General features: G+C 68.5%; 11 protein-coding genes. 9 read left to right on the top strand and 2 right to left on the bottom strand.

Annotated elements, in window-relative coordinates; translation table 11 throughout:
- Positions 1 to 136: 136 nt before the first annotated feature.
- Positions 137 to 1186, bottom strand: a complete 1050-nt coding sequence (locus tag ACWF82_RS20440) for a M48 family metallopeptidase (protein ID WP_452503294.1) — start codon at positions 1184 to 1186, stop codon at positions 137 to 139.
- Between the two features lie 74 nt (positions 1187 to 1260).
- Here ACWF82_RS20440 and ACWF82_RS20435 point away from each other — a divergent pair, with 74 nt between their 5' ends.
- From ACWF82_RS20435 to ACWF82_RS20400, 8 genes are all read left to right on the top strand, one after another.
- Positions 1261 to 1350, top strand: a complete 90-nt coding sequence (locus ACWF82_RS20435; protein ID WP_019045829.1) for an Ms4533A family Cys-rich leader peptide — start codon at positions 1261 to 1263, stop codon at positions 1348 to 1350.
- A 210-nt stretch (positions 1351 to 1560) separates the two neighbouring features.
- A complete protein-coding gene (locus tag ACWF82_RS20430; protein ID WP_452503292.1) occupies positions 1561 to 2610 on the top strand; it encodes a sulfate ABC transporter substrate-binding protein in 1050 nt (349 codons plus the stop codon).
- A 92-nt stretch (positions 2611 to 2702) separates the two neighbouring features.
- Entirely contained in the window at positions 2703 to 3554 is an 852-nt protein-coding gene (cysT, locus tag ACWF82_RS20425) for a sulfate ABC transporter permease subunit CysT (protein ID WP_452503303.1), read from the top strand.
- Positions 3551 to 4357 carry a sulfate ABC transporter permease subunit CysW gene (cysW, locus tag ACWF82_RS20420; protein ID WP_452503290.1) on the top strand — a complete coding sequence of 269 codons (807 nt, stop codon included), beginning with the start codon at positions 3551 to 3553 and terminating at the stop codon, positions 4355 to 4357. Before cysT ends, cysW begins: the two co-directional genes overlap by 4 nt.
- The gene (locus ACWF82_RS20415; protein WP_452503288.1) at positions 4354 to 5349 is read left to right on the top strand and encodes a sulfate/molybdate ABC transporter ATP-binding protein; all 996 of its coding nucleotides are present in this window, start codon (positions 4354 to 4356) and stop codon (positions 5347 to 5349) included. The genes cysW and ACWF82_RS20415 overlap by 4 nt, the downstream gene beginning before the upstream one ends.
- A gap of 32 nt (positions 5350 to 5381) precedes the next feature.
- Positions 5382 to 5612 (top strand): hypothetical protein, encoded by a 231-nt coding sequence (locus tag ACWF82_RS20410; RefSeq protein ID WP_452503286.1) that lies wholly within the window; start codon positions 5382 to 5384, stop codon positions 5610 to 5612.
- Between the two features lie 255 nt (positions 5613 to 5867).
- On the top strand, positions 5868 to 6872 hold the full coding sequence (locus tag ACWF82_RS20405; protein ID WP_452503301.1) for an AurF N-oxygenase family protein: 1005 nt from the start codon (positions 5868 to 5870) through the stop codon (positions 6870 to 6872).
- A gap of 15 nt (positions 6873 to 6887) precedes the next feature.
- Entirely contained in the window at positions 6888 to 8474 is a 1587-nt protein-coding gene (locus ACWF82_RS20400; RefSeq protein WP_452503284.1) for an FAD-dependent oxidoreductase, read from the top strand.
- A 60-nt stretch (positions 8475 to 8534) separates the two neighbouring features.
- On the opposite strand, the gene ACWF82_RS20395 is transcribed toward ACWF82_RS20400, so the two are convergent.
- Positions 8535 to 9296: an SDR family NAD(P)-dependent oxidoreductase gene (locus ACWF82_RS20395; RefSeq protein WP_452503283.1), complete on the bottom strand. Its 762-nt coding sequence runs from the start codon at positions 9294 to 9296 to the stop codon at positions 8535 to 8537.
- A 525-nt stretch (positions 9297 to 9821) separates the two neighbouring features.
- Here ACWF82_RS20395 and ACWF82_RS20390 point away from each other — a divergent pair.
- A complete protein-coding gene (locus tag ACWF82_RS20390; RefSeq protein ID WP_452503281.1) occupies positions 9822 to 12254 on the top strand; it encodes an Hsp70 family protein in 2433 nt (810 codons plus the stop codon).
- The last annotated feature ends 239 nt before the right edge of the window (positions 12255 to 12493 follow it).

The following is a 12493-nucleotide window of genomic DNA, read 5'->3' as shown; positions in this document are numbered from 1 at the left end:
GCGCGGCCCCGCCGGTCCCGCCTACACGGCCCGTTGGTTTGCTCCTTCGTCGCCTGCGCGGCGCCTGATCGGCGGGACGGCCGCGACCGCCGCTGCGCGGCGGACCCTCCTCGAGGTCGGGTCGTCGGGGCTGGGTCTAGTTCTTGCGCCAGTCGTCGAAGCGCTTGCCCAGGTCGGCGACCGTTCGGCCGACCTCCTGGCCCACGGTGTTCACCGCCGATCCCACGTCCTTGCCCAGGTCACGCACGGTGCGCACGAACATGTCCTCGGACTGGTCGAACGACTCGCGGTAGCTGCGTGCCGCCTCCTTGACCTCCTCGCTGATCCGCGCGTTCTTGTCGTGCTCGCGGCGCGGGTAGCTGCCGCCGAGGACCCGCTCGTAGTCGCCGGACTGGATCCAGCGGCGCAGTTCGGCGGCGCGCAGCACCGAGAACGGGTGCGACTGCAATTCCAGGTTGAGCAGCTTGAGGACACCGTCGCGCAGGTCACCCGAGCGCAGGTAGTCGTCGGCCTGGTCGAGGAACGCGCCGTGGTTCATCTCGTGCAGCCAGGCGCCACCGGCGGTCTTCATGTGCACCCGCACCGAGGCCTCCACGTCCTGGCAGCACAGCAGCCCGGCCCGGTCGCCGGACAGCTCCGACTTGCGGCTCCACTCCATCAGCGCCGCCACGATCGCGCGCAGCGCCCAGCCGCCGACCGGCAGCCAGCCGACCGAGGCCGACAGCCGCATCAGGTGCATGAGCATCGTGCGGTACACCGCGTGCCCGGACAGCGCGTGCCCGAGCTCGTGGCCGATGACGAACCGCAGTTCCTCGGTGTCCATCAGTTCGAGCAGGCCGGTGGTGAGCACGATGAACGGCCGGTCCATGCCGATGGTGAAGGCGTTGACCGACGGGTCCTGCAGGACGTACATCTCGGGCGTTGCCTGCGCGTCGAGTACGCCGACGCAGTCGGCACGCAGCTCGTGCAGGGTGCGGAACTGGCGGTCGTCGACCCGCACGGCGGTCGCCAGGTACATCAGCCGGTGCTGACGTTCCCGCAGCAGGCTCGACAGTGCCTTCAGCACAGTGTCGAAGCCGCTCAGCGAGCGCAGCGCCACGAGCGCGGTGCGGTCGGCGGGGTGTTCCCAGGCGCGCGTGCTGATTTCCGGCAAACGCACCCGGACGCGGTCAGGAGCCATGGTCATAGGATGAAATCCCCCCTCGGTGTGGAACTCTCGTCGATTCGAATCATCATGTCGCAATCTGCTACAGTCTGCCTGTGTCGTCGAGTGTCGCCCCGCAGATCCGCCATGAACTGGCGTTGATCGCTGTCGGCAACCTCGCCGTCGCGGACATCCTCTGTCGGTGATCGGCCACCGGACACGTCTGCGCGTTCTTGCCCAGTAGACTGGCGCGCGCTTTTTCTTTCGCAGTCGTAGTCCGTCACTCCGGGGGTCAATGGACCCGAGTCGCGCCAACTGTCGTGTGTCCATCGCACGACAGGTCTACCGATCGATGAGCGTACTCCTGCCGCAACGAAAGACGTTGTCCGGCAGGTCCTTTCCGAAAGGTTCACCCGATGTCTCGCAACACCTGGATCGGCTCGCGCCGCCGTGCCGCCGCTGTCGCCCTCACTGCTGTCGCCGCGGTCACCCTGGCCGCCTGCGGCGGTGGCGCCAGCGACTCGACCGACGGCGCCGCGGGAGCCGACGGCAGCGGGGGCACCCTCAACCTCTACGCCTACGCCGTCCCGAAGCCGGGCTTCGACAAGGTCGTGCCCGAGTTCAACAAGACCGAGGCGGGCAAGGGCGTCCAGATCCAGGCCTCCTACGGCGCCTCGGGTGACCAGTCGCGCAAGGTCAAGGACGGCGCCGAGGCCGACGTCGTGAACTTCTCTGTCGAGCCCGACATCACCCGCCTCGTCGACGCGGGCCTGGTCGAGTCGAACTGGAACGCCGACGCGAGCAAGGGCATCCCGTTCGGCTCGGTCGTCACCCTGGTCGTGCGCAAGGGCAACCCCAAGGGCATCAAGGACTGGGACGACCTGATCAAGCCCGGTGTCGAGGTCGTCACCCCGAACCCGTTCAGCTCGGGCTCGGCCAAGTGGAACCTGCTCGCCCCCTACGCCGCCAAGAGCGACGGCGGCAAGAACCAGCAGGCGGGCCTCGACTACCTGTCGCAGCTGATCTCGCCCGAGCACGTCAAGGTGCAGCCCAAGTCGGGCCGTGAAGCCACCGAGACCTTCCTGCAGGGCACCGGTGACGTGCTGCTGAGCTACGAGAACGAGGCCATCTTCTCCGAGCGCAACGGCGACCCGATCGAGCACGTCAACCCGCCGACCACCTTCAAGATCGAGAACCCGGTCGCGGTGCTGAAGAACTCCAAGAACCTGGCCAAGGCCACCGCGTTCCGCGACTTCCTGTTCACCCCCGAGGGCCAGAAGGCGTGGGCGCAGGCCGGCTTCCGTCCGGTCGACCCGAAGGTCGCCGCCGAGTTCGCCGCCGACTTCCCGACCCCGGCCAAGCTGTGGACCATCGATGACCTCGGTGGCTGGAAGGCCGTCGACAAGGAGCTGTTCGCACAGGGCACCGGCAAGGTCGCGGTCATCTACGACCAGGCCACCAAGTAGGTCGTGACCCAGCGCACACGCGATACTGGACAACTGTGACTGACAGCAGTGGGCACGCCGGGACCGGGACAACCCCCGATCCCGGCGTCGCCGTGAAACTGGAGAAATCGCCGCAGGCCCCGCGCGGACCACGCTGGTCGTGGCTGCGCGTCACCGGCTCGGTGGGTCCGCTCGGCCTCGCCATTACCGTGCTCTGGCTCAGCATCATCGTGCTGCTGCCGCTGGCAGCGCTGACCGTCAGCTCGCTCGAGGGCGGCTGGTCGGCTTTCTGGGACGCGGTCACCGCGCCGTCGGCCCTGGATTCGCTGCGGGTGACGATCGGCGTTTCCATCGTCGTCGCCGTGCTCAACGTGGTGATGGGCACCCTCATCGCCTGGGTGCTGGTGCGTGACGAGTTCCCCGGCAAGGGTGTCGTCAACGCGCTGATCGATCTGCCGTTCGCGCTCCCGACGATCGTCGCCTCGATCGTGCTGCTCGCGCTGTACGGCCCGAACAGTCCGGTCGACATCCACCTCAACGCCACCCAGCCCGGTCTGGTCGTCGCGTTGGCGTTCGTCACGCTGCCGTTCGTGGTGCGGTCGGTGCAGCCGGTGCTGATCGAGGTCGACAAGGAAGTCGAACAGGCCGCGCTGTCGCTCGGCGCGAGCAACTGGATCACGTTCCGCCGCATTGTGCTGCCGACGTTGACTCCGGCGATCATCTCCGGCGGCGGGCTCGCCTTCGCCAGGGCGATCGGCGAGTTCGGCTCGGTGGTGCTGATCGGCGGCAACATTCCGCGTGAGACGCAGGTGACCTCGCAATACATCCAGCAGCAGATCGAGGTCGACCGTCCGCTGAACGCGGCGGCCGTCTCGGTGGCGCTGCTCGTCATCTCCTTCGCCACGCTGTTCGTGCTGCGGTTGCTGGCTGAGCGTGCGTCCAGGAAGGAGCGGGCAGCCGAATGAAGCTTTCCGTGTTCACTCGCCTGTCGCTGCGCACCGTGGCGCTGGGCTATCTGCTGATCCTGCTGGTGCTGCCGCTGGGGATCATTCTGTTCCGCACGTTCGAGCGGGGGATCGGCGCGTTCATCGATTCGATCACCACGCCCGCGGCGATCTCGGCATTCCAGCTCTCGATGCTCATCGTGGCCATCGTCGTTCCGCTGAACGTGATCTTCGGCGTCATCACCGCGCTGGCACTTGTCCGCAGCAAGTTCCCCGGCCGCAATCTGGTCCAGGGCATCGTCGACCTGCCGATCGCGACGTCGCCGGTCGTGGTCGGTGTCTCGCTGATCCTGCTCTGGGGTGCGGGCGGCTGGTTCGGCGCGATCGAGAACCTCGGCTTCAAGGTGATCTTCAGTTTGCCGGGCATGGTGATCGCGACGATCTTCGTCACGTTGCCGTTCGTGGTGCGCGAGGTCGAACCGGTGCTGCACGAGATCGGTGAGGACCAGGAGATGGCCGCCGCGACTCTCGGCGCCAACCGCTGGCAGACCTTCTGGCGGATCACCCTGCCCGCCATTCGCTGGGGTCTGACCTACGGCGTCGTGCTCACCGTCGCTCGTTCACTCGGCGAGTTCGGCGCGGTGATCATGGTCTCGACCGCGCTGCCCGGCAAGTCGCAGACGCTGACCCTGCTGGTGCACGGTCGCTACATCAACGACCACAACACCTTCGGCGCCTACTGCGCCGCCACCCTGCTGATGGGCATGGCCCTGGTGGTACTTCTCCTGATGACTCTCCTCGAACGCAAGCGGGGCCCCGAATGATCACCGTGACCAACGCGCGCAAGAACTACGGTTCCTTCGCCGCTCTCGACGACGTCAGCATCGACATCACCTCGGGTGAGCTGACCGCCCTGCTCGGCCCGTCCGGTTCGGGCAAGTCGACGCTGCTGCGCTCGATCGCCGGCCTGGAGTCGCTGGACTCGGGCATCGTCTCGATCGCGGGCAACGACGTCACCCACGTGGCGCCGCAGAAGCGCGACATCGGCTTCGTGTTCCAGCACTACGCCGCGTTCAAGCACATGACGGTGCGTGACAACGTCGCCTTCGGTCTGACCATCCGCAAGCGGCCGAAGAAGGAGATCGACAAGCGCGTCGACGAGCTGCTCGGCATCGTCGGCCTCGACGGTTTCCAGCATCGCTACCCGGCGCAGCTGTCCGGTGGCCAGCGCCAGCGCATGGCCCTTGCGCGCGCACTCGCCGTCGACCCGCAGGTGCTGCTGCTCGACGAGCCGTTCGGCGCCCTCGACGCGAAGGTCCGCACCGACCTGCGGAAATGGCTGCGCCGGCTGCACGACGAGGTCCACGTGACGACCGTCCTGGTCACCCACGACCAGGAAGAAGCGCTCGACGTCGCCGACCGGATCGCGGTGATGAACAAGGGCCGCATCGAACAGATCGGCTCGCCCGAGGACGTCTACGACCGCCCCGCCAACGAGTTCGTCATGTCGTTCCTCGGCGCGGTGGCCAGGCTCAACGGTCACCTCGTGCGCCCGCACGACATCCGCGTCGGCCGGGATCCGAGCATGGCGATGGCCGAGCACGAGGGCACCGCGGAGTCCGCCGGCGTCACCAGGGCCACGGTCGAACGCATCGTCCGGCTCGGTTTCGAGGTGCGCCTGGAACTGCGCAATGCCGCGACCGGCGATCAGTTCGCCGCGCAGGTCACCCGCGGTGACGCAGCGGCCCTGCATCTGAGCGAGGGCGAGACGGTCTACGCCCGCGCCACCCGGATCCCGGATCTGCCGCAGAGCTGAGATCCCGCGCCGCTGTTGCCCGGGGTCACCCGGTGGGACGGGCCCGCCCGCGCCGTTCGTTCCGGAACGGCGCGGGCGGGCCCGGCTTCGTGGTCGGCAGCGCCGATGACGGCACGGCCGACGATCTCGCCGACGTGGTGGCCCCGCTACGCGCACTCACCCCGGCCCCGGCCTGGGAACTGGTCTCCGAGATGCCTGCTGAGTTGTCGAGCTGTTCGCTGAGCGTCCACGTCACCGCACCGCGCCGGGTCAGCGCCGGGTAACCGGTACCGGCGGTCCGTTCGGCGGAACGGCGCGCTCGGCGCGAACTTATTTTCCGGGCAGGCCGACCGGCTCCGCGCGACTGTGCATGACGCAGTGTCACAGGTAGAACCACTTTTACTGGTGAGTAGCTTTTCGTCCAGGCGTTTCGACGCGCCGAACACGCGAAATCGGGACCCTCGCAGAGTTGACGTGACTTCTCGTAGGTGTAACTATTGGAAACAGTAAACGTCCCTCGAGGAGAGGCAGTGACGACGATGTCTGCGCCCACCACCCCTGACGTCGATCCCGTAGTCGCGGAGGCTCAGGCGTACGCCGAGAAGTTGCTGATGCTGTCGGAGGCATCGGTCAACCGCCACTTCGACCCGTTCGAGGACATCGACTGGGACAACCCCGAGTTCGATCCGGACTACAAGCCCGAGCGCTGGGTCCTGGTCACCTCCGCCGACCCGATCGGCCGCCACGCCTGGTACCAGGCGCTGCCGCTGGACAAGAAGATCGAGATCGGCAAGGTCCGCCAGGCCAATGTCGCCAAGGTCGGCCTGCAGTTCGAGGCCATCCTGATCATCGGCATGATGCAGCACATCTTCAACCTGAAGAACAACGACCCGGAGTTCCGGTACTGCTCGCACGAGATGATCGAAGAGCACAACCACACTCTGATGTTCCAGGAGATGGTCAACCGCGTCGCCGACGTGCCGGGCATGAACCCGCTCGTGCGTCAGCTGCGTCACCTGGCCGCCCCGGCGGGCGCGCTGCTCCCGAACTTCTTCTTCATGGCCGTGCTCGCCGGCGAAGAGCCGATCGACCACATCCAGAAGGACATCCTGCGCTCGGGTGACGACATCCACCCGATCATGCGCGGCGTGATGGCGATCCACGTGGCCGAGGAAGCTCGCCACATCTCCTTCGCCCACGAATTCCTGAAGAAGAACGTGCCGGCTCAGCCCGCGTTCAACAGGTTCGTGCTCTCGGTCGCCATGCCGATCATCATGTTCGTGCTCGGCCGTGCCATCGCGACCCCGCCGAAGACCTTCTTCAAGCAGTTCGACATGCCGGCCGATGTCCGCAAGGAGCTGTTCTACGGTTCCAAGGAGGCCAAGCAGGTCTTCGCCGACTACTTCATCGACGTGCGCGCGCTCGCCGAGGAGATCGGCCTGATGAACCCGATCGCCAAGAAGGTATGGAAGCTGCTCGGCATCGACGGCCCGTCGAGCCGGTACCGCTCGGAGCCCAAGCGCTCCGCCAAGCACGCGGCCTGAGACGCGGTAGCGACCATGCCCTACGTCGTCACCCAGTCGTGCTGTAGCGACGCCTCGTGCGTCTACGCATGCCCGGTCAACTGCATTCATCCGACCCCGGACGAGCCGGACTTCCTCACCGCGGAGATGCTCTACGTCGACCCGGCGGCCTGTGTGGACTGTGGCGCCTGCGCCACCGCGTGCCCCGTCGACGCCATCACCTCGTCGAAGAAGCTCGCCGAAGAGCAGAAGCCCTTCATCGAGATCAACGCCGACTTCTACCGCATCCAGCGCGACCGGCCGACCCTGGCCAGGCCCGTGATGCCGCCCGCGATCGACACCAAGCGTTCGCCGCTGCGTGTGGCCATCGTCGGCTCCGGTCCGTCGGCGATGTACGCCGCCGACGAGCTGCTGACCCAGCCCGGCGTCGCGGTCACCATGTTCGACCGGCTGCCGCAGGCCTACGGTCTGGCCCGGCTCGGCGTCGCGCCCGACCACAAGCGCACCCGCCAGGTCGCCGACCTGTTCGACGTGATGTCGAAGCAGGAGGACTTCGGTACCTACCTCGACGTGGAGATCGGCAAGCACATCAGCCACGCCGATCTGCTCGAGCACTTCCACGGCGTGATCTACGCCGTCGGCGCGTCCTCGGATCGCAAGCTGGGCATCCCGGGTGAGGGTCTGGCCGGCAATGTGTCGGCCACCGATTTCGTCGCCTGGTACAACGGCCATCCCGAGCACGTCGACGACCAGTTCGATCTGAACCAGAAGCGTGTGGTGATCGTCGGCAACGGCAACGTCGCCCTCGATGTCGCCCGTATCCTGACCGTCGATCCGGCCACGCTGGCAGGCACCGACATCGCGCCGCACGCGCTGAAGGCGTTGCGGGAGAGCAAGATCGAAGAGGTCGTGATCCTGGGTCGTCGTGGCCCCGCCGAGTCGGCGTTCACGGTGCCCGAGTTCGTCGGCCTGCTGGCCGCCGACATCGACATCGCGATCGATGGCGAGCTGCCCGAGGTCACCCCCGAGCTGCCGTACAAGATCGAGCAGAAGCTGCGCCTGCTGCACAGCGTCGCGAATCGCCCGTTCGGCGAGCGCAGGCGCATCGTGTTCCGCTACCTGTCCTCGCCGGTGGAAATCGTCGGCACCGACACGGTGACGGGTGTGCGGGTCGAGCGCAACGAGCTGGTCACCGACGCCGATGGCCGCACCAGCGCGGTACCGACCGGCGACACCGATCTGCTCGAGGCGGGCGTCGTGCTCACCTCGGTCGGCTACCGCGGGGTGCCGACCAAGGATCTGCCGTTCGACGACGCGCGTGGCGTCATCCCGAACGAGCAGGGCCGGGTGCTCACCGCCGCGGCCGGCGAGGTCGTCACCGGCACGTATGTGACCGGCTGGATCAAGCGCGGCCCGACCGGCTTCATCGGGACCAACAAGTCCTGCGCGCAAGAGACCGTGCAGCAGCTCGCCGAGGATTTCAACACCGGCAAGCTGCGCCAGCCCGCTCGTGACGCGCGGGAGTTCGATCGTCTGGTGCGCGCCCGCCGACCCCAGGCGCGCGCCGGCGGTGCCGCGGCACCGCACGAGCGCGCGCTCCGGCGGCTGCTCGCTCGCGGCTGATTCGCGCGAAACCGAAGGCCCGCTACGTCGTCCGCATGCGACGTAGCGGGCCTTCGGCGTTCACTGCGCGGTGAAGCCGCCGTCCACCGTGACCGCGGCTCCGGTGACGAAGGACGCCTCGTCGCTGAGCAGGAACGCGCACAGCGCCGCGATCTCCGCGGGCTGGGCTATCCGCCCGATCGGGTGCAGCGCCGCGATCGCCGCCTCGCCCTCCGGGGTGGCTCCCATCGACGCGCGGAACGCCGGAGTGTCGACCGCGCCGGAGACGAGCGCGTTGACCCGGAGGCCCGCCGCCGCGGTCTCCAGCGCCACCGACCTGGTGAGCCCGACGACGCCGTGCTTGGCCGCCACATACGGCGCCACCGACGCCATGCCGACGACGCCGAGGTTGGACGCATTGTTCAGGATCGTGCCGCCGCCGGAGCCGATGATCGCGGGCACCTGGTGCCGCAGCCCGTGGAACACCCCGGTCAGGTTCAGGTCGAGCTCGGCGCGCCACGCCGCGTCGTCGATCTCGGCGACCGAGCCGAACGCGGTTACCGCGCCCGCGTTGTTGAACGCCGCGTCGAGCCTGCCGTACTCGGTGAGCGCGGCCTGGGTGAGGCGTTCGGCATCGGCGTCGACCGTGACGTCGGTGGGAACGAACAGCGCGCGTCCGCCCGCCGCGCGGATCTCCTCGGCGACCCGCTCGCCCTGATCCTTGCCACGTGACCCGAGGACGACGGCGGCGCCCTCGGACGCGACCCGCTGCGCGACCGCCTTGCCGATGCCGGAACCGGCGCCGGTGACGAGGACGACCTGGTCGGCGAAACGAGTGGACATAGTTATTCCCTTCTCTCCCTTGCTATTCGGAGCACGACTCGACGTCTCTCCGTGCTTCGAGTCAACCGCGGCTGGCAGGGCTGTGCTGGCGGATATCAGCCGTGACGTTGACGCGTCATAAGTTTCGGCGGGTGCTTCGATATGTGGCACTGCAATGCGGCGATATTCGAAATCCGATAGGCAGTAATTGAATTGATTACCGGTCGGTAAGTGCATTAATTGACCGCCAGAACAGACCGCAAGAATGTATTCGATAGGGGCTCTAGTCGATTACTCGCAAGTAGCTGGCTCTCGGAGTCTGTCGGTCGATTCGGGGCCGTTCAGGGGACTGGACGCTTGTCCGCATCCCTATTCACCTGCGAAAACAATTCGACAAGGGTCAAAGGTCACCCGTTTCGTATCAATCAGGCAGCAATTCGGCTTTGCGCCGGTTAATCTGTGCGAGCTGTTTGGAAGACGACCGCGGCCACATGGTGCGCTCGCGTGCTGGACGTGGTCACGGTGCGTTGACGGGATAGCAAATACATGACCAGAGGTCTGGGCTTCAGCATCGGTACGGTCAATGCGATTACGGCGGCAGTAGCCGATGATCCGGCCAAACCGGCGGTGCGCACACGGCGTACCGCACTCACTTTCGACGAAGCGGGTCGGCCCCGCATCGGAGCGATCAACGAATTCGCGTCGGCGGTCACGGATTTCGCGGACCTGGGCCGCGATCCGGAGCCGATGGTGATCGGTGGCCGGTTCTACTCGGCGACCAACCTGATCGCCGCGGTGGTCACGGGGCTCATCGAGCTGGCCGAGCCGGCCGCCGGTGCCGTATTGACCTATCCGGCAGTGTATTCCGACAAACAGGTCGGACTGCTCGGACAGGCACTGCATCTGGCAGGCGCCGGGCAGGTGCTGCTCGTGCCGGAACCGGTCGCCGCCGCGGAGTGGCTCGAGGCCGACCGGGGGCCGTTGGCTCCGGGTTTCGTCCTCGTCTACGACCTGGGCGCGAACAGTCTCGACCTCACCGTTCTGCGCGTCGGACCGGACTGGCCGCACCATCCGATGGTCGGAACTCCGATGCGCTCCACCGACTTCGGTGGCAAGCGGCTGGGTGAGATGGTCGCCCGCTACGCCGGTTCGCCCCGGTCGAGCCGTGCCACGCAGACGCTCACCTCGATGGTGAACATCGACGCGCTGCGCTCCGAGCACATCCGCGACACCTTCCCGCTGGTCAGCAAGAGCGTGGCCGGCGCGGGCCTGCGCCTGGCCGATCTCTCGCGCATCCTGGTCGTCGGCGGGGCGTCGCGTCCGCCCGAGGTCGCGCGCACACTCGCCGAACTCGGCGTCCCGCTGGTCACCGTCGCCGACCCCGGCCAGGTGGTCGCCTCGGGCGCGGCAGCCTTGGCGGCCCGGACGTTCGCCCCCGTGCAGCAGGGTGGTGCCTCGGCGCCGCACGTGGCCGTGTTCTCCAGCGCGGCAGTTGTCTCCGCGCTCGCCATGTCGGCGATGACGGTGTTCGGCAGCCCCTTCGACCCCGGCCTGACCCCGGTCCTCGACCGTTTCCCCGCCCTCGGCGCCCCCGCCGAAGCGCTGCTCTACGACATGAGCGCCGACCTCGTCGCCGCCCAGAACTCCGGTCTGCTCGGCGCCGTCGACCCAGTCACCGGCCGGGTCCGCGTCGCAGGCGCGGCCGCCGTCGCCGCGCAGACGGCCTACGAAATGATCGTCGCCCCCGCGACCGCCGGACGAGACACGACCCGCACCGGCGGCGAGCGCGGCGGCCCCAGCCACAGCGACGACTGTCGTTCACCCCTGATGGCCAGGACCACCTACGGCGACCCAGCCCGCTTCATCAACCCCCTGCCCTTCTACCTCGGGACGCCCTCCCCGAACGCCCCGACCGACCCGGGCACTCCCGGGCACCCGGGACCGGTCACCGGCCCCGGCTCGGGCACCCCTTCGATCCCCACGCCGGGCACACCCACCGAACCCGGTGCCACGACTCCCGGCACGGCGCCCGCCCCCACCTCGCCAACGGGCGGCACGACAGCGCCCTCCACCGACACCTCGGGATCCGTCGGCGGAATCGGCACGGGCACAGCCCCGTCCGCCACGACCGGCGGCACCGAAACCAGCGGCACGACCCCCGGGGGTACCTCGCCCGGCGGAACAACCGGCACCCCAAGCGGTGGCACAACGGGTGGCACCGAGACCTCCCCCGGCGGCGCGTCGGGCGGCACCTCCGGCGGTGCGTCCGGCGGCACCTCCGGCGGCGCGTCGGGCGGTGAGACCGGCGGCGGCGCATCGAGCGGCGGATCGGACAGCGGTGCTTCCGCTGGTGGAGCATCTGGCGGTGGTGCTTCGGGCGGAAGTGACTCGGGCGGTGGTGCTTCGAGTGGTGGTGACTCGGGTGGCGGCGCATCTGGCGGTGGTGCGTCGGGTGGTGGCGCGTCCGGCGGTGGTGCGTCGGGTGGTGGCGCGTCCGGCGGTGGTGACTCGGGTGGCGGCGCATCTGGCGGTGGTGCGTCGGGTGGTGGCGCGTCCGGCGGCGGTGCCTCGGGTGGCGGCGCGTCCGGCGGTGGTGCGTCGGGTGGTGGCGCATCTGGCGGCGGTGCCTCGGGTGGCGGCGCGTCCGGCGGAAGTGACTCGGGCGGTGGTGCTTCCGGTGTTGGTGCCTCAGGTGGTGGTGCCTCGGGTGGCGGTGCGTCCGGTGGTGGTGCCTCGGGTGGCGGTGCGTCCGGTGGTGGTGCCTCGGGTGGCGGTGCGTCCGGTGGTGGTGCCTCGGGTGGTGGTGCCTCGGGTGGTGGTGCTTCCGGCGGTGGTGCTTTGGGCGGTGGCGCCTCGGGCGGCGGCGCGTTCGGCGGCGGTGCCTCGGGCGGCGCCTCGTCCGGTGGCGCGTTGTCCGGCGGCTCCAAGGGTGGCGGTTTCGGCGGCGGGGGCGGTTTCGGCGGCGGTGCCCGCCGCTGAGTGCCCAGCCCCCTTCAGCGGGAAAACCACACGTCGGACGGCAGCCGCTCGCGCTCGAATCGATGACGGGCGAGTCGGCCGACGGCTCCAAAGGCGGCGAGGAGGGGACGGTGGCGGCTCGCGCTGAGTGGAACTGTGCCCGGCGAACGGCAGCTGCTCGCGTCGCGTTCGTCCCGATGTGGCGTGAGTCGACCAGCACCTGCCCCACTGCTTGCGGGGCAGGTGCTGGCGGAGGCGGC

It is taken from the genome of Nocardia sp. NPDC055053 (assembly GCF_053608285.1).
Note: the sequence above shows the minus strand (reverse complement) of the source record. Positions and strands in the feature narration are given on the sequence as shown.